Source organism: Alistipes putredinis DSM 17216, assembly GCF_000154465.1.
GTDB lineage: Bacteria > Bacteroidota > Bacteroidia > Bacteroidales > Rikenellaceae > Alistipes > Alistipes putredinis.
Map to the genome: position 1 here is coordinate 245,595 of NZ_DS499579.1, position 23,939 is coordinate 269,533.

Consider the following 23,939-nt stretch of genomic DNA (forward strand, 5'->3'; position numbering starts at 1 on the left):
TCTCGGCCCGGGGAGTGCCGTTTCCCGCCTAAAACAGCGACCCCTGTTCCGTGTTGCCGCCGTCGGTTTTGTCGGTCGTTTCCTGAGCCGACGGGGGTGCCGCAGACGTGTTCCCGTCCGAAGCGTTCTCTGTCACGGGCAGCGTTCCGCCGGAAGCGATCATCGCCAGCAGTTCCTCTTCGGAGATGAGACGTACGCCCAGTTTGGTCGCCTTTTGGAGTTTCGCCGGTCCGATCTTTTCTCCTGCGACCAAAAAATCGACGTTGGCCGATACCGCCGCGAGGTTTTTACCGCCGTGCGCTTCGATCAGTTCCTTCAGTTCGTCGCGGCTGTGACCGGAGAATCTGCCCGTGATGACGAAATTTTTGCCCGCCAGACTTTCCGATTCGAGGGCTTTGTGCGCGGCTTCGGTTTGCAGCCCCGCTTTGCGCAGCCGCTCGATGATCCGCAGGTTCTCCGCGTCGGCGAAGTAGTCGATGATGGCATCGGCGATCTTGCCGCCCACCTCGTCGGCTTCGATCAACTCTTCGCGCGTGGCGTGCATCACGGCATCCAACGTGCGGAAGTGTGCCGCCAGGTATTTGGCCGTGGTTTCCCCGACGAATCGGATGCCCAGGGCGAACAATACCCGCTGAAAAGGAACCTCGACCGAGCCCCGGATGCTCCGGATGATGTTCTCGGCTGATTTTTCGCCCAGCCGGGGCAGACAGGCGAGCTGTTCGGCCCGCAGGTCGTACAGGTCGGCGATGTCGTGCAGCAGTCCGTTTTCGAAGAGCAGTTCGACGGTCTCTTCGCCCAATCCCTCGATGTCCATCGCCTTGCGGCGGATAAAGTGGATGATGCGGCCCAGTATCTGAGGCCGGCAGTGGCTCTGATTGGGACAGTAGTGCTTGCTTTCGCCCTCGTATTTCACCAGCGGAGTGCCGCATTCCGGACAGCGGGTGATGTACTGGAAGGGACGGCTGTCCGCCGGACGGGCCGCAAGATCGACGCCCGTGATCTTGGGGATGATCTCGCCGCCTTTTTCGACATATACCATATCGCCTACGCGAATGTCCAGCAGGGCGATCTGTTCGGCGTTGTGCAGCGTGGCCCGCTTGACGGTCGTTCCGGCCAACTGCACCGGATCGAGGTTGGCGACGGGGGTGATGGCTCCGGTGCGTCCCACTTGGAAATCGACGCTTTCGAGCCGCGTGAGCGCTTGTTCGGCCTTGAACTTGAAAGCCACGGCCCATCGGGGCGCCTTGGCCGTGAAGCCCAGCTCGCGCCGCAGGGTGTAACTATTGACCTTGATGACCACGCCGTCCGTAGCGAACGGCAGTTTCCTGCGCTCTTCGTCCCAGAAGGCGATGTAGTCGTCGATCTCCGCCTGGCTGCGGCAGATCCGCATCTTGTCCGATACGTTGAATCCCCATTCGCTGGCTTTCCGCATACACTCCCAATGGGTCGTGCAGGGCAGGTCGTCGCCAGCCAGTTGGTAGAGCGTGCAGTCCAGCCCCCGCTGGGCGACTACGGCCGAGGATTGCTGCTTGAGCGTGCCCGCTGCGGCATTGCGCGGATTGGCCAGCAGCGGTTCGCCGTTCTCCTCGCGTTCGCGGTTGAGGCGGTCGAACGAGGCATAGGGCATCAGCACTTCGCCCCGTATTTCGAAGAAATCGGGGTAGTCGCCCCCTTGCAGGTGCAGCGGAATGGTGCGAATCGTGCGGATATTGGCCGTTACGTCATCGCCCCGTGTGCCGTCGCCCCGCGTCACGGCACGGAGCAAAGCTCCGTGTTCGTAGGTGAGCGAGATGGCCGTGCCGTCGAATTTGAGCTCGCAGACGAACTCCGTCTGTCCGAGCTCTTTCTCGATGCGTCCGATGAATTCGTGCAGCTCGTCGAGCGAATAGGTATTGCCCAGCGAAAGCATCGGAAAGCGATGTTCGACGCTTTGGAATTCGGTTGTGAGATCGCTGCCGACGCGGGCCGTCGGGGAGTTCGGGTCGGCGTATTCCGGATGTGCCGCCTCCAGCTCCTGCAGTTCGCGCATCAGGACGTCGAATTCCCGATCGGATATTTCCGGACTGTTTTCGACGTAGTATTTATGGTTGTGGTAGTCGAGTGTGCGACGTAATTCTTCTATTTTTTCGCGTATCATACCTTTGTTATTCCGTACGTAAAAGTACATAATTTGTGCGGAAAGACCGCAAAAAATAAAAAAAATGCAAAAAAAAATTCGACCTTGATTCCGATCGCCAAATTTTGTTTATACTTGCACAAAATTTTCAGACGTTTCCGGTTCGCGGAGACGGCGACGCCCTTTTTCGGGCTTCGCCGGACGCAGGAAAACGACGGATGAAACTCCACACGATCGACCGGCGACGGCAGGTACGGAATCCTGCCGGGCTTGGATATGACAAAGAAAATTCCGCATTTTCGACAAGTGGGAACGGAGCGGAGGAACCCGCTCTGCCGAACGAAACGACTATTGAAAACGAACATCGAAATATGGCAAACTCTACAACACCGAAAAAACGCCTTGTCGCCAGCTTCCGTAATCTGCCTTCGGAACTTCAGGAGGCAATAAAGCAAAAATATCCCCTCGGATTCTCCGAGGCGATGATGCGCATCGACAAACCTAACGGAGAGTTTTTTTACGCTGTGCCTTTCGAAACGGACGAGATCAATTATCTGGTGAAGATTGACGTGAAGATCGACGACCGTGCGGACGATGACGAAGATAAGGACTATTACGACGACGATATCAAAGGCGCCGACGATTTGCAGGACGACGACAATTCGGGCGACGACGAGGACCGGGACGACATGTAGTTTTCGGAACGGAAATTGTTTTCCCATTCATCAATAATATTATTATCGGGGATATTCGGACATTTTTCGAAAGGTGGGGCGGACCGAATTTATTCGAGGTCCGGTGTGTTCGGAGCCTGGATGACATTCGGTTCTGACGAGCGCGGTTCCACCCTGGCGGGTGCGAAAGACGGCGGAAAGGTCGATCTTTCCGCTCCTCCGGCCGAGCCGAATGTTTCCGGACGACCCGATATGGAAAACGATCGCTGAAAATGAATCCTTTCATCCGAAAAATAGGTTTTGGAGTTCTGCTTGCGACTCTCTTCCTGCCGCTGCACTCCTGCGGGCTGGGAGAGGATTCGCGCGATGAAGATAACCGGTACGTTTATCTTCGGTTTGCGGATCCGGCCTTCGAAGCATACTGTTTGGAGCATTGGGATCTGAACGGCGACGGTCGTATTTCCCGTTATGAGGCCCAGCGGGTCTGGGATATGGACTGTTCGTCGCTCGGGGTCAAGACGCTGGCGGGGATTGAGGAATTCACGGCTCTGCGCAAGCTCGATTGCAGTGGCAACGAGATCGTCGCGCTCGACGTGCGCAAATGTATTTTCATGGAGCAGCTGAATTGCAGCGGAAATGCGCTTATCAGTCTTGACATCAAAGGATTGCGCTTTCTAAACCGGCTCGATTGCAGCAATAACGACCTGACTTATATCAATTTGGCTACCAATGCGGCTTTGGAGAATCTCTGGTGTGGCGGCAACCGCTTCGCATCGCTCGACATCAGCCATTGTGCTACGGACATGATCCGTGTCGATACGGTCCCTAACGAGAGCCTTTCGGTGCTCTACAAACGGGCGGGACAGCGTATCCTGAACCTGAACGTGGACGGCGGTACGAAAGTGGAGGATTTGTAGCTCGGAATATTCTGACGGTTAAACCATAAGCAAGTGTCTTCGAAGGGGACACTTGTTTTTTGTGTCGGAATTTTGAGATTTCGACAGCCCCGAAGGGGTTTTTAACGAAAAATTAGTACCTTTGAAGGCAAAATCGTTTTTTTGCGATTAAATTTTTCAAAAAGATCATGAATAAAGTTGACGTCATACTCGGCCTGCAGTGGGGCGATGAGGGCAAAGGCAAGGTTGTCGATGTGCTGACTCCCCGTTATCAGGCGGTTGCGCGTTTTCAAGGCGGTCCCAATGCGGGCCATACGCTGGAATTCAACGGCGAAAAGTACGTCCTGCGCTCGATTCCTTCGGGCATATTTCAGGGCGGTAAAACCAACATCATCGGCAACGGGGTGGTCCTCGACCCGATTCTTTTCCGCGAGGAGGCTACGGCGCTGGCCAAGAGCGGCCACGACCTGAAGGGGCGTTTGCAAATTTCCAAGAAGGCCCACCTGATCCTGCCGACTCACCGGATGCTCGACGCCGCGCAGGAGGCGGCCAAAGGCAGCGCCCGTATCGGTACGACCGGCAAGGGGATCGGCCCGACCTATACGGACAAGGTAAGCCGTACGGGTATGCGTGTCGGCGACGTGCTGGGTCCTGAATTCCGGGCCGTTTACGACCGGGTGAAAGCCCGTCACGAGGCGACGCTCCGCAGTCTGGGATATGTTTACGATATCGCGGAACTCGAGCGCCAGTGGTTCGATGCGGTCGAGTATCTCAAGGAGTTCCGGTTGATCGACAGTGAATACGAAATCAACCGGCTGCTCGCCGAAGGGCAGCCCGTCCTGGCCGAAGGGGCCCAGGGTACGCTGCTGGACATCGATTTCGGCTCCTATCCTTTCGTCACCTCCTCCAATACGGTTTGTGCCGGTGCCTGCACGGGTCTCGGCATCGCTCCTTCGCGTATCGGCGAGGTGTTCGGTATCTTCAAGGCTTATTGTACCCGCGTGGGGGCTGGGCCGTTCCCGACCGAGCTGTTCGATGAAACGGGCGCCCGTCTGCGGGATCTGGGCCATGAATACGGAGCCGTTACGGGGCGCGAACGCCGCTGCGGTTGGCTGGATATGGTGGCGCTCAAGTACGCCATTATGATCGACGGGGTGACGCAGTTGATTATGATGAAGAGCGACGTGATGAACGATTTCGACACGATCCGTGTGGCTACGGCCTACGAGATCGGCGGTGAGCGTACGGACCGTTTCCCTTATGCAGTAGATGCTCCGATCGTGCCTGTTTATAAAGAGTTCAAGGGGTGGAAATGCGATCTTCGCAAATTCCGCCGCTACGAGGATTTCCCGGCCGAATTCAAGGCTTATGTGGAGTTCATCGAGTGGGAAACGGGCGTGCCCGTGCGGATTATTTCGGTAGGCCCCGACCGCGATGAAACGATCGTGCGGTAAATACAGATACGAGTAAAATTTATTCATTTAAAATAGTACAAATGAAAAAACAGTTGAAAATTGTTGTCCTGGCAAAGCAGGTTCCCGATACCCGCAACGTGGGTAAGGATGCCATGACCCCCGAAGGGACGGTCAACCGCGCTGCGCTGCCTGCAATCTTCAATCCCGAAGATTTGAATGCACTCGAGGCTGCCCTGTTTCTCAAGGACGAAACGGAAGGCAGTACGGTACATATCCTGACCATGGGTCCTCCGCGTGCCGCCGACATCATCCGCGACGCCATTTTCCGGGGGGCCGACGGAGGTTATCTGCTGACCGACCGTAAATTCGCCGGCTCGGATACGCTGGCTACTTCATACGCTCTTTCGTGTGCGCTGCGCAAGATTCAGCCCGACGTGATCGTCGCAGGCCGCCAGGCCATCGACGGCGATACGGCCCAGGTAGGTCCGCAGGTGGCCGAAAAGCTCGGTTTGCCGCAGGTGACCTATGCCGAGGAGATTCTCGAGATCAAAGATAAGTCGCTGGTCATCAAACGTCGCCTGGAGCACGGAACCGAAGTGGTCGAATGTCCGATTCCCGCCGTGGTGACCGTAAATGCTTCGGCTGCCGAGTGCCGCCCGAAGAACGCCCGCCGCGTGATGAAGTTCAAGAATGCCATGACGGCCTCCGAGATCGCTGCGGAACCGACGTCGGAAGCTGCCAAGATGGCCGCGTCGAAGCCCTACCTGCAGATTTTCGAGTGGAGTGCCGCCGATGTCGATCCGGACGATAACCAGTTGGGCCTGACCGGTTCCCCGACGAAGGTGAAGAAGATCGAGAATGTGGTGTTCCAGGCCAAGGAAGCCAAGAAACTGACTGCCGACGACAAGCAGATCGAGGAATTGATGGTTGAACTTATCGCGAGCCACACGCTCGGTTAATCAGGGAGGAAACGAGATATGAATAATGTATTTGTATATATAGAACTCGAAAACGGGGTACCTGCGGACGTGAGTCTGGAGTTGCTGACCAAAGGCCGTGAGCTGGCCACGACGCTCGGCGTGAAGCTCGAAGCCGTCGTACTGGGTCATAATCTGGGCGACATCGCTCAGGAGTTGGCCAAATACGGCGCCGATACCGTGTGGACGGCCGACGACAAGGAGTTCGCTCCGTTCCGCACGTTGCCCCATACGGCTGTGATGTGCGGTCTGATCGAGCAGGAGAAGCCCCAGATCGCCCTTTTCGGTGCGACTTCCATCGGCCGCGATTTCGCTCCGCGCGTATCGTCGGCGCTGTTCAGTGGTCTGACGGCCGACTGTACGCAACTGGTGATCGGCGACCATAAGGACGCGAAAACCGGTACGGAGTATGAGAATCTGTTGTACCAGATTCGCCCGGCCTTCGGCGGCAACATCATTGCGACGATCGTGAACCCCGACCACCGTCCCCAGATGGCGACCGTCCGCGAGGGCGTGATGCGCAAGGAGTACGCAGCCAAACCGGGTGCCGGCGAGGTGAAGCCGATCGACTGGAAGAAGTTCCTGAAAGAGAGCGACCTGGTGGTCAAGATCCTCGACCGCCAGATCGAAGAACGCAAGATCAATATCAAAGGCGCGAGCGTGGTGGTTGCCGGCGGTTACGGCGTAGGCTCGAAGGAGAATTTCAAGCTGATTTACGAACTGGCTGAGGTGCTGGGCGGCGAAGTCGGCGCGAGCCGTGCTGCGGTGGACGCAGGTTTCACGGAGCATGCCCGCCAGATCGGTCAGACGGGCGTTACGATCCGTCCCAAACTCTACATCGCGTGCGGTATTTCGGGCCAGATCCAGCATACGGCCGGTATGGACCAGTCGTCGATGATCATCTCGATCAACACCGATCCCGATGCGCCGATCAACAAGATCGCCGACTTTGCGATCACGGGCGACCTGAACGAGGTGATCCCGAAAATGATTAAGTATTACAAACAAAACTCGAAGTAATGGCTAATTTCTTTTTAGATAATAAGGATTTGCAGTTCCACCTTCAGCATCCGCTGATGCGCAAGATCGTGGCGCTGAAAGAGCGTAACTATACGCTGAAAGACCACCACGAGCTTGCTCCGCAGAATTTTGAGGACGCGATGGACAACTACCGCCGCGTGCTGGAGATCGCCGGCGAAGTGTGCGGCGAGGTGATCGCCCCCAATGCCGAGGGCGTCGATCACGAAGGTCCCAGAGTCGAGAACGACCATGTCGTTTACGCCGAGGGTACGGCCCGCAACATCGACGCCATTACCAAGGCCGGCTTGAGCGGCATGACCCTGCCTTACGAGTACGACGGCCTGAATTTCCCGCTGGTCTGCTTCGTCGTCGCCAACGAAATGGTGGCACGCGGCGATGCCGGTTTCGAGAATATCTGGGGTTTGCAGGACTGTGCCGAAACGCTCAATGAATTCGCTTCGGAAGAGCTTAAGCGGATGTTCCTGCCCCGTGTTTCTGCGGGCGAGACCTGCGCGATGGACCTTACCGAGCCGGATGCAGGTTCGGACTTGGGTGCCGTGATGCTCAAGGCCACTTACGACGAGAAGAGCGGCCGTTGGCTGCTGAACGGCGTGAAGCGCTTCATCACCAACGGCGACGGTCATATTTCGCTGGTGCTGGCCCGCACCGAAGAGGGAACTTCGGACGCACGCGGTCTTTCGATGCTCGTGCACGACAAGCGTGACGGCGGCGTCAAGGTGCGCCGTATCGAGAACAAACTCGGTATCAAGGGTTCGCCCACCTGCGAGCTGGTCTTCACCAACGCTCCGGCCCGTCTGGTCGGCGACCGTAAGATGGGTCTGATCAAATACGTGATGTCGCTCATGAACGCTGCCCGTCTGGGTATCGGCGCACAGTCGGTAGGCCTTTGCGAGGCCGCTTACCGCGAGGCGCTCAAGTATGCGCAGGAGCGTGCCCAGTTCGGCAAGCCGATCATTCAGTTCGCCGCCGTTGCGGAGATGCTCTCCAATATGAAGGCAAAGTTGCAGGGGGCCCGTGCGCTGCTCTATGAAACGACCCGTTTCGTCGAGATTTACAAGCAGTACGGCCACATCGCGCAGGAGCGTTCGCTCGAACCGGAGGAGCGCCAGGAGATGAAGTTCTACAATCGTCTGGCCGACGGTTTCACGCCGCTGGTAAAGCTCTTCGCTTCGGAGTATGCCAACCAGCTCGCTTACGATGCGGTACAGATTCACGGCGGTTCGGGCTTCATGAAGGACTATCCCTGCGAACGCCTCTACCGTGATGCCCGTATCATGAATATCTACGAGGGTACTTCGCAGTTGCAGGTCGTTGCGGCGATCAATGCCGTGACCAAAGGTACGTTCCTGGAGCAGATCAAGACCTACGAGGCTGCGGACTATGCCCCCGAAATGTGCGCCGTGAAGAGCAAACTGACCGACTTGCGCGTGAGGTTCGAGGAGATGGTCGCCCGTGTCGAAACTCTCGAGAAGGAGCGCAGCGGTTACAAGGATTTCCATGCCCGCCGTCTGGTGGAAACTGCCGGTCATATCATCATTACTTACCTGTTGGCTCGTCAGGCCGGAGAATCGGCCGAATACATCGATTCCGCGCGGATCTATTGTAAACTGGCAGAAAGCAAAGTCGCCGAAGCCTACAATTACCTGATGCATTCGGATGTCGAGGATGTCGATCTGTTCAAAAAGGTCGGACAGGAGGAGACGATCGGTTAATTGCCGTCGGATGTTTTGAAAGGGAAGCGGTGCGTTGTACCGGCGAAACTTTCGAATTCGATATATGTTGAGAAGGGAAGCGAACGACCGCTTCCCTTCTCATTGATTTTGGCGGGAATTTTGTACCGTGACGAAAGGGCGGGTTATTTATTAAAAATTATTTTTGTATTATCCTATAATCCTGACAGTGACAGTTATGTTGAAAAAAGTGCTTCTGATGGCGGCCGTTGTGTTGCTCGGCCTGCCCGGTCTGGCTCATGCCCAGTTGGGGCGCGGTGAAATTTCGGTGGGGTACGGAGTCGCTCCCGTGACCGACTGGATCGACGCTTACAGCGATAAGTTGCTCGACGTGCTCGATATGAAGGATGCGTCGATGGACAGCTGGGGCGGTGTGTCGGTCAATTACACCTTCCGTATCGTCGGCGGGTTGGGTGTGGGCGCTACTTTCGTCTATTCGGGTAACAATCAGCGGTTGGCCGGTAAGAAAATCTCGACCGACTATTATTCGATCATGCCGCACCTGAAGATGCGCTGGCTCAACCTGCGCATCCTGTCGCTCTATTCCCGCATCGGTGTGGGCCTGACTTTCACCGAATCTTCGGGCGAGGGGCAGAGCGAATCGGCCCGGCAGTGGGCTTTTCAGGTTTCACCGATCGGTGTCGAAATCGGGGGCAAGGTCGCGGCCTATGCCGAAGCGGGGATCGGTACGATGGGATCGCTTGTTGCCGGTCTTCGCTTCCGCTTTTAACGGATCGGTCCAGTGTAGGGGACATCGCCACGGACCGGCTGTCCGGTCGGTTCGAGAAGGAGAGGTGCTGTGTCGCTTTCGCAAGGATTTTGCGCCTGGCATGCGATGCCGGCGATTTGCCTGCGAAAGAGCGATCGTATTCGAACGAGAGGGAGAGGAAGATGTGGCTGACGTTTCGATTTGCCAGAATCTTCGGAAAGAACGAAAAAAACAGGATCTCGAAATTGCATTGCTTCGAGGTCCTGTTTTTTCAGTGCCGATCGCGGGGGCGATTGGCTGTTCTTTAAGCCGCATTCCCGGCCGCTTCGTATTCGGCCTTGATTTCAAGGTAAAAATTCGCGAAGACAGTTTGGTAATAGGGGACTATCCACAGCATAGCGATACCGAGCGTGAGCAGGCTGAGAAGCGACCAGCCGATCATGCCGAGCTGCATGAGAAATAATCGCATCTTGTGTCCGCGCATCATTGCCATACTGCGTTCGATCGCCTCGTCGCAGCCGATTTCCGGATTGTCGGATACGATGTACAGCGCCATTGCATACGACAGTCCCTTGATGATGCCGGGGACGATGAGCAGCAACGTCCAAAGGAACGTGTAGATTCCAGATAACAGGCCCGTTCCGATGGCTTTCCAGTAATAGGTATTGTTGAATGCGCAGAACAGTCCTTCGATGGTCAGGGGGCGCTTGTCGCGGGCGAATGCGAGGAATGTTCGCAGAAGCCCGAAGTTGATGGGCAGATAGACGAAGATCAGGAGCAGGACCGCAAGACCTGCAATGGCTCCTCCTCTGTTGAGGATGCCGTAAGGGACATAGAGTACGCAAGATACGACGTAGAGCAGGATCGCCGATCCCCAGTTCCCCTTCATTGCTGCGAGGGACGATTGTCTGATTTGGGAATTTGTTTGCATAGTGGAGGTTTTTATGGTTTCTTTTGCAAAAGTACAAAATCCCCCCCCCCGTGCAAGTTTTCGGGCAGAAATGTTACTTCGGAATGAAAAAAAGCGTTTTTTCGGCAGCGTACCCTTGCTGTTATTCGCGCCCGTGTAGTCGGGTGATGACGATCGCTTTTGGCCTGTCAGCGGTCTATCCCGTCGCGGGAAAGGACGCCCTGCGTGTAGTAATGTTTGATTTCCCGCATTTCGGTCACCAGGTCGGCCGCGTCGATAAGTTCCTGCGGGGCATAACGTCCCGTGACGACGACTTCTACCGCCGGATGGCGGCGGTTCAGGGCATCCAGTACGGCGTCGATCGTCAGCAGTCCGAAATGCAGGGCGATGGTCAGTTCGTCGAGGATGACTACGTCGTATTCGCCGCTCTCCAGCAGGGCGGCGCAGCGGGTCAGACCGTCGCGTGCCATCCGGATATCGATCGCTTCGGGATCCTTGCCGATAAAACATCCCCGACCCAACTGTTCGATCTTCACTTGGTCGAAGAGTTGCCCGATTTTCGTTTCGTTGTATCGCATCGACTTGACGAACTGTCCGATGTAAACGCTTTTGCCGGCGCACAAAGCTCGCACGGCCAGTCCGAACGCGGCCGTCGTCTTGCCTTTGCCGTTTCCGGTATAGACGTGAATATATCCTTTCGTTGAGTCCATGCGGCAAAGATAGTGCAGGTTTGTGGCAGAGCCAAATAAATTTGGGCGGAACCGAGGGCGACCGCTGTCCGGAAAGACGATATAAATCCGAATCGAAGCGGGGTATATTTGCTCTCATGAGCAAGGCCGGTTGCGAGGTGACAGCCGGTTGTGGAAATTCTTTCCAGCGGATTTTTTGCAAAGGCGGAAAAGGTCGGAGCAAATTCGTGCCGGAAAAAATTTGAAAATAGAATCCCTTTCGTTTTTTCGGGAATACGTCGTTTCAGAGGTTGATCCGGTTGGCTTGCGTGAAGATGGCATCGAGCAGCCGGAATAACTCCGCTTCCAGCTCTTCGCCTCCCGGATCGCCGCAGAGTGTGAAGATTTTTCCCGGAGGAGCCCCGTAGCATATCGTGCCGGCCGCACCGCAGGTTTCGGACCCGCAGATGATGACTGCATCGATCGCATCCTCGTGACGCATCAAGGCGTTGTAAAGAGCCAGCAACTGCCGGGGTGCGGTTATTTTCGGGACGGGGAGCAACGCTCCGCAGGTTCCGATTTCTTCGATCGAATGAATGAGTTCCAGGTCGTAACGTCCGGCAATCAGCTCGGCTGTATCGGCCGGTATTCCATAGAGTATGATATTCATCGTTATCGGTTAAAAAAAAGTGCGGCGACATCCTAATCTCTTGAATGTTATGGCAGTAACAATGGTTATCGCCGCACTTTCGTTTGTCGTTCATTACTGGAAATACCGCTGTGGCAGACGAGGAAATCTCTTGTACCGGAACGGTACAACGATCCCTGTGTCGGGACGGTTTTCCTAAAATTTATCAAGCGAAACACAACCGAAATCAAACGCCTAACCCACGAGCGCCTTTGACATCGAATCGATCTGGCAGGTCTTCTGACTCACTCCTGTTCCGAAGCCTTCCCGGTCCGTGCGGACCAGTGGCAGAGATGTTCGAAACGTCGCGGAGCTTCACAGCAGCGGGACTGTCCGGGATTCACACCCGATTCCCTTTTCATTCCTCTCCTTGCATAAGGAGCCGGAAACCAAATCTGCCGCAAATATAACGGTATTTTTCAGGAAACAAAAACTCTTTCCGGGAATTTTTCTTTTCGCCGGTTGTTTCCGATTTGGCGGGAATACACTACTTTTGTGCCGTCATGAAAACAAAACAGGAACTCACCGACATTCTCGATTTCGTTGCGGAATACGCTTCCTATCTGTTAGGATCGGGAGTGCACACTTCGCGTGTGATCCGCAACGCACAGCGCATCGGAACCTCGCAGGGAGTGGATATTCAGTTGTCGAGTTTTCAGAAAAGCATAATCATCACCGTACACGACGAACGGAGCGGCGAAGTCGTTACCCGTGTGGTAAAGATCCCTGCGCTGCCGATCAGCTTCGAACGGAATTCGGATCTGAGCGCTTTGAGTTGGGATGCCGTCGATGAACACCTGTCGCTGACCGACCTGCGCGACCGTTACGGAGAGTTGATCGCCAAGCCGCGTATGGACCCGATTTTCGTCCTGCTGACGGTCGGCCTGGCGAATGCCTCCTTTTGTCGTCTGTTCGGCGGGGACTGGACGGCCGTGGGCATCGTCTTCACCTCGACGCTCGTCGGTTTTTCCGCTCGGCAGCGGATGCAGGCGCATGCCGTGAATCACTTCCTGGTTTTTATCCTTTCCGCCTTTCTGGCTTCGCTCTGCGCCTCGTCGGCATTGGGCTTCGACTGTACGGCCGAGGTGGCGATAGCCACCAGCCCGCTCTTTCTTGTTCCGGGCGTTCCGCTCATCAACGGGGTGATCGACATCGTCGAAGGGCATATCCTGATCGGTTGCAGCCGTCTGATCAACGCCCTGCTGCTGATCGTCTGCATTGCCGTAGGTCTTTCGGCGACGTTGATGATCGTTAAAAACAGTTTGCTATGATTGCAGTGGATATTCTGTTCGACGGGGTGTTCGCGGCCGTGGCCGCTATCGGATTCGGGGCGATTTCCGATCCTCCGGTGCGGGCATTTCCCTACATCGCCCTGCTGGCGGCCGTCGGACACGCCTTGCGTTTCTGCCTGATGAGTTATGCGGGGATCGACATCGCTACGGCTTCGCTCTGTGCTGCCGTCGTCATCGGTTTCGGCAGCCTTTGGCTGGGACGGGGTATTCGTTGTCCGATGACCGTGCTTTACATTCCGGCCCTGCTGCCGATGGTCCCGGGTATCTATGCCTACAAGACGGTCTTTGCCCTCATCATGTTTCTGCAATCGCTCAACGATCCCGGGCAGGGCCTGGAATATATGCAGCAGTTTTTTCTGAATGCCACCGTGTCGTTCAGCGTGATTATCCTGTTGGCTGCGGGCGCCACGCTGCCGATATTCATCTTCAACCGCCGGGCTTTCTCGCTCACACGGCGCAGACGGAGCCGTGAATAAACTCTTTTCGTATGGATGTTTTCTGGAATACGATCGCCGCATACAACGCCGCCACGTGGCCCGTACAGCTCCTGCTGGTTGCGGTCGCTGCGGTGCTGACCCTTTTGCTTTATCTGCGTCCGACGCGTGCCGTGCGTGTGGCGATGAAGGTTTTTATGGCCGCATTGAATTTCTGGATCGCGGGTGTATATTATTTTATCTATTGCGCTCCGCGCGAACATTACGATATTCTGGCCCTGTTCTGGGCGGTCATGGGTTGTATCTGGATCTATGACCTGGCGGCCGGACACGATTCGCTCGGGCGCACGGGACGACACCCCCGGTTTGCTTTGGTGCTGTTCTGTATGCCGCTCGTTTATCCGCTCTTCTCGCTGGCCCTGGGGCGTACTTTTCCGATGATGACCTCGCCCGTGATGCCCTGCTCGGTCGCAGTCTTCACCGTCGCGTTGATGCTGGCTTTCTCCGAGCGGGCGAATATCGTGTTGGCGACCTTTCTCTGCCATTGGGCGCTGATCGGGTTTTCGAAGGTCTATTTTTTCGGGATTCCCGAGGATTTTCTGCTGGCGTGCAGCGTCGTACCCGCTCTCTTCCTCTTTTTCCGACGTTATATCCGGAATCGGGCCTGCGAATCCACCAAACCCTCCCCGCGTGTGCTGAATGCACTGCTTGCCGTCCTGTGTGCCGTCATCGGGGTTTTCTTTACTTTTACGTTTCTGCATCAATTCGATCTCTTTACCGAAATATGATCCCATACCGAGCCGAAGATTTCAGCGTGACGATTCCCGTCGCCGATTATATCGCCCGTTTCCGCGATGCCGAGCGTTTCGAGGGTTGCTGCCGCACCTGTCCGAACTATGGACGCAGTTGGGGATGTCCTCCCTTCGATTTCGATGTCGAGGAGTACCTGACCCGGTATTCCAGGGCATTGCTTATTGCGACGAAGATCGTTCCGGAACAGGGCGGTCTTCCCATTGCGGAGGCAAAGCGGTTGATCCACCCCGAACGGCAGCGGCTCGAGAGGCGTCTGCTCGAAATGGAGCGGCGGTATGGAGGACGTTCGTTCGCCTACGTCGGCAGTTGCCTCTATTGTCCCGATGGTACCTGTACACGTCCCGAAGGGAACCCGTGCCGCCATCCCGAATTGGTGCGTCCGTCGCTCGAAGCCTGCGGCTTCGACATAGGCCGCACGACTTCCGAGCTGTTCGGAATCGAACTCAAGTGGGGAGCCGACGGAAAAATGCCCGAGTACCTGACCCTCGTGTGCGGTTTTTTCCACGATGGGGACGGTGTCGTGTGGTAATCGCAAGATACAAAAAGGCTCGCTGTACAGCGAGCCTTTTTCATTCCGGAACGATCCTCCTATGCCTGTTCTGCCAGGATGCTTTTACGCGGATGGAAGATGTTGAGGTTGAGCCGTCCGACGATGTCGCTCAAGGCAGCCTGGGCCTTGACCGAGTTGCCGGCGTCATCCAGTGGGGGTGCGAAGGCCGCTACGCCCATCACGCCCGGAACGACGCCCATGATGCCGCCGCCCACGCCGGTCTTGGCCGGAAGGCCCGTGTTGAAGAGCCAGTCGCCCGTATGCTCGTAAAAACCGACGGTGGCCATCATCGAGGCGATGCGCGTACCCAGATCGGGCTTGAAGACCGTCTGTTTGGTTACGGGGTTCACGCCGTCGAATGCGATGGTCGCAGCCGCGACCGCCAGTTGGCGGGCCGTTACGCCGATCGAACACTGGCGGGTGTAGAGGTCGAGCGCCATATCGGGATCGTCGTAGATGCGCGAATAGTTTTTCAGCAGCCACGCGATCGACTTGTTGTTGAAGTTGGTCGCGGTTTCCGATTTGTAAAGTTCGTCGATGACCTCCACGCTCGAGCCGCAGAGTCCTTCGATGAATCCCTGGATCGCCTCCCATTTCGCGTCCGGCTTCCCGATGGGTTTTATCATCGAGCAGGCGGCGATCGCACCGGCGTTTACCAGCGGTGTCGAAGGGTGATCCTTTTCGAGCAGGATCGCCATGATCGAGTTGAAAGGCAGTCCCGTAGCGTCGGCACCGATCTTCGTCAGCACCTCTTCGGGGCTGTATTGGTTCATCGTTAGAATGGCCGTCGGCACTTTCGATACCGATTCGATGCCGAACTTGTATTCCGTGTCGCCTGCGGCGATAATCTCTCCGTCGGGCAGACAGACGGCGATGCCGAACAGGTCGGACGGTACGTTGGCCAGATAGGGTATATAGTCGGCGTTTTTACCTCCTGTGACCGCTTTGGTCTGTTCGAAGGCGTGCTGTACGGCGTCCCGAACGTCTTGTTTCGTGAGTTTTTGTCCCATGACGATTGCTTTTATTGTTTGTTTTCAGGAGCCGTATTACCCGTATTTTGCGGGTTGTTTTGCGGAATGTTCTGTGTTTCCGGGGCTGCTTTTACTTCCCAATGGAAGGGTGCGAATTCCGCAGCCGCCTGCGGGTCTTTCCACGAGGGCTTGCGCATGGCGTAGATGACGAACGGAGCGCCTACCACTACCACGCAGCCGATAATGAGTACGGAGAACCATACGGTGTTGCTGCCGACCGAGATCTGGCTGGGCGGAACGAAGCTGAGGATGAAGGCGAGCAGTGCGCCGCAGAAGCCGACCGTACCGATCGTCCACATCAGACCGTTACCCTTTTTGCCCAGGCGGAACGGACGCGCGGTGCCTTTCATCTTGTAGCGCAGCACGATCGCCGCCGAGAACATCAGCATGTACATGATCAGGTAGAGCAGTACGGTGAGCTGCGAGAGGATCTGGTAGAACGACTGTACCGAAGGCATTACGACGAACAGCAGCGCCAGCAGCGTTACCACGCCGCCCTGAATGAGCAGGATATTGCGCTGTACGCCGTTCTTGTTGCTCTTCTGAAAGAACGGAGGCAGGTAACCGGCTCTGCCCACGGCGAAAATACCTTTCGACGGACCCGATACCCAGGTCAGTACGCCTGCCAGTACGCCGAACATCAGGGCGACGGCGATAATCGGCGAAGCCCACGAGATGCGCAGATAATGGAAGTAGTTGTCGAAGCCGATCAACAGCGACTGGGTCAGGTTGATGTCTTTGGCCGGAATGATGAAGCCCAGCGAGAACGTGCCCAGCACGAAGATCAGCACGGTCACCAGCGAGCCGATGACGATGGCTTTCGGATAGTTGCGCGAAGGATTCTTCACGTCCATCACGTGAATACCCATCATCTCCATACCGGCATAGAAGAGGAAGATGCTGCTGGCCAATACCAGGTTGTCGAAATTCGTCAGGTCGGGGAAGAAGCCCTGCGACATATCCATGTAGTTATGGCCGCCGGTCGAAATGTAAATGATGCCCAGAAGAATGAGCAGACCTGCCGGTATGATCGTACCGATCATACCTCCCCATTTGCTGATTTTGCCGACCCAGTCCATGCCTTTCAGAGAAACGAGTGTTGCGACCCAGTAAATAGCCAATACGACTATTAGCGTGAAGACCTTGTTCGACGCAAGTGACATGTCGTACGTTTCGTTCATGCCGATAAAGGCGATCGATACGGCGCCGAAGGTCAGTACCGTCGGGTACCAGATCGTCGATTCGATCCACTGAAGCCAGATGGCGAGAAATCCCGTGCGTGCGCCGTACGCTTCGCCGACCCAGCGGAATACACCGCCCTGTTTGTCGGAGAACATGGCCGCCAGCTCCGCAGCCACCATGGCCGTCGGGATCAGGAAGACGACTGCGGCGAACAGGTAGTAGAATGCCGACGATAAGCCATAAACCGCTTCTGCGGGAAGACCTCGCAGACTTACTACGGCAGTGATGTTCATAATTGCAAGTGTCATCACACTCAATTTGAACCCTGTGCTGGTTGTAGCTTTTTTCACATCCATAATAATTGAATTTAAAAATTGTTTGAACTTTATTCTTCATTTTCCCGGTTCGGCAGCGTCCGGGAGAAATCCGGCGTTGCGCTTATACCTTGAAAATGTCGTTTTATCCGTCTGTTTGAAGCTCGTTTTTTCGTGACGATTTGTAAAATTGCAAGTACCGTGCAAATCGGTCGGATGTTTCCGATTTTTGTTGTGGACCGCCGTATCGCTTCGTGAAAAATGGTTATATTTGTGCTGTATGAAATGTTATCCCGGCAGGTCGAAGCGCGTGTTTGTTATCGGGCCTTTCCGTTTGCCGTCTATGATTAAGGTATTTCCCGATATAGCTTCATAGATTTGGCACTGTCTCGGGTTTCCGTATGATTGAAGTTGTGCGTTATGTTGCGATATTTTTTCTGTTTGCTGGCGCTCCTGGTGCTGTTGTCTTGTTCCGGCCGCAAATCCGCACCGGCGACGGCTCCGGAAAAGGTCCCGCCGCGTCTTTTCCGGGTTGAGGCTCCGCCCGGACCGATGGATGACGCCCAGCGGTATGCCTATCTGCGCGAGCATTTTTGGGACGATCTGGATTTTGCGGATACCGTTTTTATCGTTTCGACCGACACGATACATATGTTGCGTGCGTTCGATACGTATATCCGGAATTTCGTTACGGAAAGCGACCCATCGCCTGTCGCGGAGCTGATGCGCAAGGCTTCCGGATCGAAAATCATGCTGGAGTATTTCGCTATGCTGGCCGAGCGGGTGCTGCACGATCCCAACTCTCCGCTGCACAGCGACGAACTCTATATTCCCGTGTTGGAGGCTCTCGTGGCGAGTCCATGGCTCGACGAGTGGGAGAAGATCGCTCCGGAGCACGACCTGCGTATGGCGCTGCAAAACAGGGTGGGGCTGCCTGCCAACGACTTCCGCTATACGCTCGCTTCGGGCCGTACGGGGACGCTTTACGGGATTCGGGCCAACTATACGCTCGTGTTTTTCAATAACCCCGACTGCGGCATGTGCGAACGGATCCGGGCGGAAATCGTCGCCTCTCCGTTGTTGTCGGAGATGATTCGTGCGGGACGGCTCGAGGTACTGGCGCTCTATCCCGACGAAGATCTCACGGCGTGGCGTGCTCATGCTCCGCAGGTACCGTCGTCGTGGATCAATGCCTACGATGCAGGAGCCCGAATCAGCAAAGAGGAACTTTACGACCTGAAAGCCATTCCTTCGATGTATCTGCTGGACCGAGATAAGCGGGTGCTGGCTAAAGATGCCTTCGAGGTGGGGTATATCGAATGGCTGCTCGACCGGCAGCCGCAGTGATGGGCGTATAGGTTTGTTTTATCGCTCTATCAGTAAAAGTGATCGTATTTTTGCGGGACGTGACCCCGATAATTCCTATCTTTGCTTCGCAAACGAAATAACACACAGTCTAACAAAATAAAGAGAAGAATTATGGCTAAGAAATGGCGTTGTACCGTTTGTGGATATATCCACGAAAGTCCCGAGGCACCCGATCAGTGCCCGATGTGCAAAGTAGGCAAGGAGAAGTTCGTAGAGGTCGAGGAGAAGGCCGGTGGTTTGGATTTCGTGACGGAGCATAAGCTCGGCGACGGCAAAGGCGCCAGCCAGGAGTTGTGGGAAGGTTTGAACAATCACTTTATGGGCGAATGTTCCGAGGTGGGACAATACCTGGCGATGGCTCGTCAGGCGGATCGCGAGGGTTACCCCGAAATCGCCGAGGCTTTCAAGCGCTATGCCTGGGAGGAGGCCGAGCACGCTTCGAAGTTCGCCGAACTGATCGGCGACATCGTTTGGGATACCAAGACCAACCTGTTCAAACGTATGAATGCCGAGTGCGGCGCCTGCGAGGACAAGATGCGTCTGGCGCGTCTGGCCAAGGAGCAGAACCTGGACGCCGTGCACGACACCGTACACGAGATGGCCAAGGACGAGGCCCGTCACGGGTCTGGTTTCCAGGGTCTTTATAATCGCTATTTCAAGGCGTAATTTGGATGTAGTATAAAAGGAGAAGGGGTCGCTCGATTCGAGCGACCCCTTCTCCTTCGGATTTTATTCTTGCGGTACTTTTTGTCAGAGTTTCCGCAGAAGACTTTCGAGAACGGAGCACAGGATGCTGTTCAACTTGTCGGTGATCCAGTTGTAACCCGAGCGTACGATCTGTGCCATTTCGGCGATGTTGTCGAGCTGGTCGCTGATGTATTGAACGGCAGGACGTACCGAAACCAGATAGACGATCAGGGCGATCAGGGCGAAAACACCGCCCAGAATCAACGTAGCCCAGATCATCGAGCCGGTCAGTTGTGCGAGCCAGATGACGAGGGCCCATAACAGCATCACCACGGCGATCAGGGCGGTGATTCCGAATACGACGATCGGAGTGATCAGATGCCTGCGGGGTTGGTTCTCGTTCATTGTCGTAGAAAGTTGGGCCGACCCGGGCGGACTATTCGTCGCACTCGCTGCACTTGCCGGTTACTTCCTGGTATTTGTTGCGTGCCTTGTCGATTCCTTTGTTGGCGAGATCGCGGAGCGATTCGCGGACTTCCTGACCCGTGCGGGGCGTTACCAAGGCAGTGATAGCGGCACCCAGTACCAGACCGCCGATGAATGTTGCGATACAAGTTGTATTTTTCATAATCGTGAAATTTTAGTTCATTCGAAAGAGTTGCAAATTTCGGACCGTTCTTGTGGGCTGTGAAGCGCTATTATTGGCCGTTAGGTTGGAAAATGGCGGCAGATTGGTTACTTTTGGGCGTGGAAGCAGAAAGAAATCGTTCCGTGGCCTTTACCGGCCATCAGGATTACGACGGCAGTGCCGACGGAATCCTGCGTGCTGCGGTGTATCGATTATGGTCGGAGGGCTTCCGCTTCTTCCTGAGCGGGATGGCCTGCGGTTTCGACTTAGCGGCCGCCGAAGCGGTCCTCGCTCTGCGCGGGGAGTGTGCGGGAATGGAGCTCGTCGCCGTCGTCCCGTTCGCCGGGCAGCCGGATAGTTTCTCCGACGCCGATAAGCGGCGTTATGCGGACGTCCTGGCAGCGGCCGATCGGACGGTGGTGCTGGCCGACAGTTACAGCCGGGGATGTTATTACCGGCGTAACGATTATCTGGTGGATCATGCCGTGCGCGTGGTCGCGTGGTACATTCGCAGAAACAGCGGCACGGGTTATACCGTGCGTCGGGCCCGGCATCAGGGGATCGAAGTCCTGAATCTCTACGAGGATAAGATGAACCCGACGCTTTTCTGAACGGATTCGCTTTCCAATGCTCCGAACGGGTTGTTCTCTCTATCCGGCGGTCGGGGACGATCCTTGGACCTGCCGAAATCGGGGAAAGGCCGCGACTTCGGAGCGATCTTGTTTCGGCGGTATTCGCCGGATCTGTGGGACGTGTGTACCGTGCCATCCTGTTTTGTATTGTCTTATCTTATCTTATCTTATCTTATCCCGTGCCGTCCTATCCCGTTTTGTCTTGTACTGTGCTCTCCCGTGCTTTGAGGCGGATAGTCGTTCGAAACTTTTGTTTTCCGAAGCGCCGGGATTCTCTTTCTTGGCTGCGTGAAAAATAATCCCTAACTTTACGCGTTTTATAATTCATCGCTGCGGCAGAGAGCCGCGCTTTTATTCGTCGTGGAAGAAAACAACATCAAAATACTCGGTGCGCGGGTGCATAACCTGCAAAACGTCGATCTGGAAATTCCTTGCGGGAAACTGGTCGTCATCACAGGACTTTCGGGTTCCGGCAAGTCGTCCCTGGCTTTCGATACGATCTATGCCGAAGGGCAGCGCCGCTATATGGAGACGCTTTCGACCTATGCCCGGCAGTTCGTCGGAACGATGGAACGGCCCGACGTCGATAAGATCACGGGCCTCAGCCCTGTGGTGGCCATCGAGCAGAAGACCACCAACAAGAATCCCCGTTCGACGGTCGGTACCGTAACCGAGATCAGCGATTTCCTGCGCCTGCTCTATGCGCGGGCTTCGCGGGCTTACTCTCCGGTCACGGGCGAGGAGATGGTCCACTATACGGACGAACAGATCGTCGAGCTGATTCTCAAAGAGTTCGACGGACGCAAGATCGCTGTGACGGCCCCGATCGTCAAGGGGCGCAAGGGTCACTACCGGGAGTTGTTCGAAAGCCTGATCAAGAAGGGTTATCTCTATGCCCGTATCGACGGCGAGATCCGGGAGTTCACCCCCGGTATGAAGCTCGACCGGTACAAGATCCATACGATCGACCTGGTGATCGACCGTATGGCCGTCGGGGATTCCCTGCGCGAGCGTCTGCTCACCTCGCTGTGCGAAGCGATGCGGCAGGGCAAAGGAACGATGGCCGTCTATGACTACGAAACGGGGAAGATGCGTTACTATTCGCGCCATCTGATGTGTCCTACGACGGGTGTGGCGTTCGAAGATCCGGCGCCGCACACTTTCTCCTTCAACTCTCCGAAGGGAGCCTGCCCTCATTGCAACGGTCTGGGGGAAGAGGCGGTCTTCGACCGGGAGAAGATTCTGCCCGATCCGGCGTTGTCCCTGCGTGATGGCGGCGTGGAGCCGCTCGGCAAGTATCGCAACAACATGCTTTTCGCCATTCTCGAAATGCTGGGGCGGCGTTACGATTTCACGCTCGACGATCCGGTGGGGACGATTTCCGAGGAGGGTATGAATGCCATTCTGTACGGGGATTCCGAGCCGCTGACGATCAATCTCGCCGAGTTCTGCTCGACGGGCGGCAACAACCTGGTCTCCTGGGAAGGCGTGGCCGAATACATCGGCCGCACCGAGGACGAGGACTCCGCCCGGAGCCGCAAGTGGCGCGAGCAGTTCCTGGTTTATAAGAAATGCAGCGTCTGCGGCGGTACGCGCTTGCGGGACGAGGCGCTTCATTTCCGCATCGGGGGGCTGAACATCGCCGAAGTGTCCGCGATGTCGATCGCCCGTTTTTCGGAGTGGATCGCCGACATCGAAAAATATTTCTCGCCCAAGGAGCGGAAGATCGCCCAGGAGATCGTCAAGGAGATCCGCGAGCGGCTCCGCTTCCTCGTCGAAGTCGGACTGGGCTATCTCTCCCTGGCCCGTTCCTCGCGTTCGCTGTCGGGCGGCGAGAGCCAGCGCATCCGCCTGGCGACCCAGATCGGCTCGAAGTTGGTGCACGTGCTTTATATTCTCGACGAGCCTTCCATCGGTCTGCACCAGCGCGACAACGAGCGGTTGATCCGCAGCCTCAAGGAGCTGCGCGATGCGGGCAATTCGGTCATCGTGGTCGAGCACGACGAGGATATGATGCGGGCGGCGGACTATATCGTCGATGTGGGACCGCTGGCCGGACGCAAGGGCGGCCGGATCGTCGCGGCCGGTTCGTTCGACGATATCCTGCATGCGAATTCCATTACGGCGGATTACCTCACCGGTCGTCGCCGGATCGAAATTCCCGAAAAACTGCGTCCCGGCAACGGCAAGAGTCTTATTATAAGAGGAGCACGGGGCAATAACCTGAAGAATGTCGATGTCGAGTTCCCGCTCGGCAAGCTGATCTGCGTGACGGGCGTCAGCGGTTCGGGCAAATCCACGCTGGTCAATGAAACCCTGCGTCCGATCCTGAGCAAACTGCTGTACCGCTCCTACGACCAGCCTCTCGATTACGATTCGGTGGAGGGTACGGAACACATCGACAAGCTCGTGGTGGTCGATCAGGCTCCTATCGGTCGCTCGCCGCGGAGCAATCCGGCGACCTATTCGAACGTCTTTTCCGACATCCGCAAGCTGTTCGAATCGACGCCCGACGCCCAGATCCGAGGGTTCAAGGCGGGGCGCTTCTCCTTCAACGTGAAGGGCGGCCGCTGCGAGGAGTGCCGGGGTGCCGGAGTGCAGACTATCGAGATGAATTTCCTGCCCGATGTCTATGTCACCTGCAAGGCCTGCGGAGGCCACCGTTATAATCGGGAGACGCTCGAAGTCAAATACAAAGGGAAGAACATCGACGACGTGCTGAACATGACGGTCAATATGGCGGTCGAGTTTTTTGCCAACATTCCCTCGATCCATCAGAAACTCAAGGCTATTCAGGACGTGGGACTGGGTTATCTGACGCTCGGCCAGCCCTGTACGACTCTGTCGGGCGGCGAGAGCCAGCGGATCAAACTTTCGAGCGAACTCTCCAAGCGCGATACGGGTCGCACGCTTTATATTTTGGACGAACCCACGACGGGACTCCATTTCGAGGATATCCGCCAGTTGCTCGACGTATTGGCCAAACTTGTCGATCGGGGCAATACGGTGATCGTCATCGAGCACAATCTCGACGTCATCAAGGTCGCCGACCATCTGATCGACATCGGACCCGAAGGGGGCGAGGAGGGCGGCCGGATCGTCGCTACCGGTACACCGGCCGAAGTGGCACGCTGTCCGGAGAGTTATACGGGCAGGTTTTTACAGAAATTGGGACTTTAGGCAA

Annotated in this window: 23 protein-coding genes and 1 riboswitch; of the genes, 15 read left to right on the forward strand and 8 right to left on the reverse strand. The window is 56.1% G+C overall.

Annotated features, from left to right (window positions below; genetic code table 11):
- Positions 1 to 28: 28 nt before the first annotated feature.
- Positions 29 to 2,137, reverse strand: coding sequence for an NAD-dependent DNA ligase LigA (ligA, locus tag ALIPUT_RS06965; protein WP_022460937.1), 2,109 nt, complete (start codon positions 2,135 to 2,137; stop codon positions 29 to 31).
- A gap of 350 nt (positions 2,138 to 2,487) precedes the next feature.
- Between ligA and ALIPUT_RS06970 the strand changes: the two genes are divergently transcribed.
- From ALIPUT_RS06970 to ALIPUT_RS07000, 7 genes are all read left to right on the forward strand, one after another.
- A complete protein-coding gene (locus tag ALIPUT_RS06970) occupies positions 2,488 to 2,811 on the forward strand; it encodes a hypothetical protein (RefSeq protein ID WP_040293671.1) in 324 nt (107 codons plus the stop codon).
- Between the two features lie 251 nt (positions 2,812 to 3,062).
- A complete protein-coding gene (locus tag ALIPUT_RS06975; protein ID WP_004329118.1) occupies positions 3,063 to 3,707 on the forward strand; it encodes a leucine-rich repeat domain-containing protein in 645 nt (214 codons plus the stop codon).
- 167 nt (positions 3,708 to 3,874) lie between these two features.
- Complete coding sequence (locus ALIPUT_RS06980) at positions 3,875 to 5,140, forward strand: adenylosuccinate synthase (RefSeq protein WP_004329119.1); 1,266 nt, start codon at positions 3,875 to 3,877, stop codon at positions 5,138 to 5,140.
- Between the two features lie 41 nt (positions 5,141 to 5,181).
- The gene (locus ALIPUT_RS06985; RefSeq protein ID WP_004329120.1) at positions 5,182 to 6,060 is read left to right on the forward strand and encodes an electron transfer flavoprotein subunit beta/FixA family protein; all 879 of its coding nucleotides are present in this window, start codon (positions 5,182 to 5,184) and stop codon (positions 6,058 to 6,060) included.
- Between the two features lie 18 nt (positions 6,061 to 6,078).
- Entirely contained in the window at positions 6,079 to 7,098 is a 1,020-nt protein-coding gene (locus tag ALIPUT_RS06990) for an electron transfer flavoprotein subunit alpha/FixB family protein (protein ID WP_004329121.1), read from the forward strand.
- Entirely contained in the window at positions 7,098 to 8,831 is a 1,734-nt protein-coding gene (locus ALIPUT_RS06995) for an acyl-CoA dehydrogenase family protein (RefSeq protein ID WP_004329122.1), read from the forward strand. The genes ALIPUT_RS06990 and ALIPUT_RS06995 overlap by 1 nt, the downstream gene beginning before the upstream one ends.
- A 196-nt stretch (positions 8,832 to 9,027) precedes the next feature.
- Positions 9,028 to 9,579, forward strand: coding sequence for an outer membrane beta-barrel protein (locus tag ALIPUT_RS07000; RefSeq protein WP_004329123.1), 552 nt, complete (start codon positions 9,028 to 9,030; stop codon positions 9,577 to 9,579).
- A gap of 283 nt (positions 9,580 to 9,862) precedes the next feature.
- On the opposite strand, the gene ALIPUT_RS07005 is transcribed toward ALIPUT_RS07000, so the two are convergent.
- The 3 genes from ALIPUT_RS07005 to ALIPUT_RS07020 all read right to left on the reverse strand — a co-directional run bounded on the left by ALIPUT_RS07005 (position 9,863) and on the right by ALIPUT_RS07020 (position 11,806).
- On the reverse strand, positions 9,863 to 10,489 hold the full coding sequence (locus ALIPUT_RS07005) for a DUF975 family protein (protein ID WP_004329124.1): 627 nt from the start codon (positions 10,487 to 10,489) through the stop codon (positions 9,863 to 9,865).
- 167 nt (positions 10,490 to 10,656) lie between these two features.
- Positions 10,657 to 11,178, reverse strand: a complete 522-nt coding sequence (gene cobO / locus ALIPUT_RS07010) for a cob(I)yrinic acid a,c-diamide adenosyltransferase (protein WP_004329126.1) — start codon at positions 11,176 to 11,178, stop codon at positions 10,657 to 10,659.
- Between the two features lie 262 nt (positions 11,179 to 11,440).
- Positions 11,441 to 11,806: a hypothetical protein gene (locus ALIPUT_RS07020; protein ID WP_004329128.1), complete on the reverse strand. Its 366-nt coding sequence runs from the start codon at positions 11,804 to 11,806 to the stop codon at positions 11,441 to 11,443.
- A gap of 231 nt (positions 11,807 to 12,037) precedes the next feature.
- Positions 12,038 to 12,233: riboswitch (cobalamin riboswitch) on the reverse strand.
- Positions 12,234 to 12,327: 94 nt separating this feature from the next.
- Between ALIPUT_RS07020 and ALIPUT_RS07025 the strand changes: the two genes are divergently transcribed.
- From ALIPUT_RS07025 to ALIPUT_RS07040, 4 genes are read left to right on the forward strand one after another with little or no spacing between them, the layout of a single operon-like run.
- Positions 12,328 to 13,095, forward strand: a complete 768-nt coding sequence (locus ALIPUT_RS07025; RefSeq protein ID WP_004329130.1) for a threonine/serine exporter family protein — start codon at positions 12,328 to 12,330, stop codon at positions 13,093 to 13,095.
- Positions 13,092 to 13,592 carry a threonine/serine exporter family protein gene (locus ALIPUT_RS07030; protein WP_004329131.1) on the forward strand — a complete coding sequence of 167 codons (501 nt, stop codon included), beginning with the start codon at positions 13,092 to 13,094 and terminating at the stop codon, positions 13,590 to 13,592. The genes ALIPUT_RS07025 and ALIPUT_RS07030 overlap by 4 nt, the downstream gene beginning before the upstream one ends.
- An 11-nt stretch (positions 13,593 to 13,603) precedes the next feature.
- Positions 13,604 to 14,338, forward strand: a complete 735-nt coding sequence (locus ALIPUT_RS07035) for a DUF6064 family protein (RefSeq protein ID WP_004329132.1) — start codon at positions 13,604 to 13,606, stop codon at positions 14,336 to 14,338.
- Positions 14,335 to 14,892: a DUF2284 domain-containing protein gene (locus ALIPUT_RS07040; RefSeq protein ID WP_004329133.1), complete on the forward strand. Its 558-nt coding sequence runs from the start codon at positions 14,335 to 14,337 to the stop codon at positions 14,890 to 14,892. The genes ALIPUT_RS07035 and ALIPUT_RS07040 overlap by 4 nt, the downstream gene beginning before the upstream one ends.
- A gap of 59 nt (positions 14,893 to 14,951) precedes the next feature.
- Here the strand turns inward: ALIPUT_RS07040 and glsA are convergent, their stop codons facing one another.
- Both glsA and gadC read right to left on the reverse strand, forming a co-directional pair.
- On the reverse strand, positions 14,952 to 15,923 hold the full coding sequence (glsA, locus tag ALIPUT_RS07045; protein WP_004329134.1) for a glutaminase A: 972 nt from the start codon (positions 15,921 to 15,923) through the stop codon (positions 14,952 to 14,954).
- 11 nt (positions 15,924 to 15,934) lie between these two features.
- Positions 15,935 to 17,482, reverse strand: a complete 1,548-nt coding sequence (gene gadC, locus ALIPUT_RS07050) for a glutamine/gamma-aminobutyrate antiporter GadC (RefSeq protein WP_004329135.1) — start codon at positions 17,480 to 17,482, stop codon at positions 15,935 to 15,937.
- Positions 17,483 to 17,860: 378 nt separating this feature from the next.
- Between gadC and ALIPUT_RS07055 the strand changes: the two genes are divergently transcribed.
- Together ALIPUT_RS07055 and ALIPUT_RS07060 are read left to right on the forward strand one after the other, a co-directional pair.
- Complete coding sequence (locus ALIPUT_RS07055) at positions 17,861 to 18,787, forward strand: DUF5106 domain-containing protein (RefSeq protein WP_004329137.1); 927 nt, start codon at positions 17,861 to 17,863, stop codon at positions 18,785 to 18,787.
- 132 nt (positions 18,788 to 18,919) lie between these two features.
- Positions 18,920 to 19,474 carry an NADH peroxidase gene (locus ALIPUT_RS07060; RefSeq protein WP_040293562.1) on the forward strand — a complete coding sequence of 185 codons (555 nt, stop codon included), beginning with the start codon at positions 18,920 to 18,922 and terminating at the stop codon, positions 19,472 to 19,474.
- 84 nt (positions 19,475 to 19,558) lie between these two features.
- Here the strand turns inward: ALIPUT_RS07060 and ALIPUT_RS07065 are convergent, their stop codons facing one another.
- Together ALIPUT_RS07065 and ALIPUT_RS07070 are read right to left on the reverse strand one after the other, a co-directional pair.
- A complete protein-coding gene (locus ALIPUT_RS07065) occupies positions 19,559 to 19,900 on the reverse strand; it encodes a phage holin family protein (protein WP_004329139.1) in 342 nt (113 codons plus the stop codon).
- A 31-nt stretch (positions 19,901 to 19,931) separates the two neighbouring features.
- Positions 19,932 to 20,123, reverse strand: a complete 192-nt coding sequence (locus ALIPUT_RS07070) for a YtxH domain-containing protein (RefSeq protein ID WP_004329140.1) — start codon at positions 20,121 to 20,123, stop codon at positions 19,932 to 19,934.
- A 143-nt stretch (positions 20,124 to 20,266) separates the two neighbouring features.
- Here ALIPUT_RS07070 and ALIPUT_RS07075 point away from each other — a divergent pair, with 143 nt between their 5' ends.
- Together ALIPUT_RS07075 and uvrA are read left to right on the forward strand one after the other, a co-directional pair.
- A complete protein-coding gene (locus ALIPUT_RS07075) occupies positions 20,267 to 20,734 on the forward strand; it encodes an SLOG family protein (protein WP_227088436.1) in 468 nt (155 codons plus the stop codon).
- Positions 20,735 to 21,115: 381 nt separating this feature from the next.
- Positions 21,116 to 23,935 carry an excinuclease ABC subunit UvrA gene (gene uvrA, locus ALIPUT_RS07080; protein WP_004329142.1) on the forward strand — a complete coding sequence of 940 codons (2,820 nt, stop codon included), beginning with the start codon at positions 21,116 to 21,118 and terminating at the stop codon, positions 23,933 to 23,935.
- Positions 23,936 to 23,939: the final 4 nt, after the last annotated feature.

Coding starts and splice junctions, on each gene's coding strand:
- ligA (WP_022460937.1), bottom strand. CDS start 2,137: ATGATACGCGAAAAAATAGAAGAATTACGTCGCACACTCGACTACCAC.
- ALIPUT_RS06970 (WP_040293671.1), top strand. CDS start 2,488: ATGGCAAACTCTACAACACCGAAAAAACGCCTTGTCGCCAGCTTCCGT.
- ALIPUT_RS06975 (WP_004329118.1), top strand. CDS start 3,063: ATGAATCCTTTCATCCGAAAAATAGGTTTTGGAGTTCTGCTTGCGACT.
- ALIPUT_RS06980 (WP_004329119.1), top strand. CDS start 3,875: ATGAATAAAGTTGACGTCATACTCGGCCTGCAGTGGGGCGATGAGGGC.
- ALIPUT_RS06985 (WP_004329120.1), top strand. CDS start 5,182: ATGAAAAAACAGTTGAAAATTGTTGTCCTGGCAAAGCAGGTTCCCGAT.
- ALIPUT_RS06990 (WP_004329121.1), top strand. CDS start 6,079: ATGAATAATGTATTTGTATATATAGAACTCGAAAACGGGGTACCTGCG.
- ALIPUT_RS06995 (WP_004329122.1), top strand. CDS start 7,098: ATGGCTAATTTCTTTTTAGATAATAAGGATTTGCAGTTCCACCTTCAG.
- ALIPUT_RS07000 (WP_004329123.1), top strand. CDS start 9,028: ATGTTGAAAAAAGTGCTTCTGATGGCGGCCGTTGTGTTGCTCGGCCTG.
- ALIPUT_RS07005 (WP_004329124.1), bottom strand. CDS start 10,489: ATGCAAACAAATTCCCAAATCAGACAATCGTCCCTCGCAGCAATGAAG.
- cobO (WP_004329126.1), bottom strand. CDS start 11,178: ATGGACTCAACGAAAGGATATATTCACGTCTATACCGGAAACGGCAAA.
- ALIPUT_RS07020 (WP_004329128.1), bottom strand. CDS start 11,806: ATGAATATCATACTCTATGGAATACCGGCCGATACAGCCGAGCTGATT.
- ALIPUT_RS07025 (WP_004329130.1), top strand. CDS start 12,328: ATGAAAACAAAACAGGAACTCACCGACATTCTCGATTTCGTTGCGGAA.
- ALIPUT_RS07030 (WP_004329131.1), top strand. CDS start 13,092: ATGATTGCAGTGGATATTCTGTTCGACGGGGTGTTCGCGGCCGTGGCC.
- ALIPUT_RS07035 (WP_004329132.1), top strand. CDS start 13,604: ATGGATGTTTTCTGGAATACGATCGCCGCATACAACGCCGCCACGTGG.
- ALIPUT_RS07040 (WP_004329133.1), top strand. CDS start 14,335: ATGATCCCATACCGAGCCGAAGATTTCAGCGTGACGATTCCCGTCGCC.
- glsA (WP_004329134.1), bottom strand. CDS start 15,923: ATGGGACAAAAACTCACGAAACAAGACGTTCGGGACGCCGTACAGCAC.
- gadC (WP_004329135.1), bottom strand. CDS start 17,482: ATGGATGTGAAAAAAGCTACAACCAGCACAGGGTTCAAATTGAGTGTG.
- ALIPUT_RS07055 (WP_004329137.1), top strand. CDS start 17,861: ATGTTGCGATATTTTTTCTGTTTGCTGGCGCTCCTGGTGCTGTTGTCT.
- ALIPUT_RS07060 (WP_040293562.1), top strand. CDS start 18,920: ATGGCTAAGAAATGGCGTTGTACCGTTTGTGGATATATCCACGAAAGT.
- ALIPUT_RS07065 (WP_004329139.1), bottom strand. CDS start 19,900: ATGAACGAGAACCAACCCCGCAGGCATCTGATCACTCCGATCGTCGTA.
- ALIPUT_RS07070 (WP_004329140.1), bottom strand. CDS start 20,123: ATGAAAAATACAACTTGTATCGCAACATTCATCGGCGGTCTGGTACTG.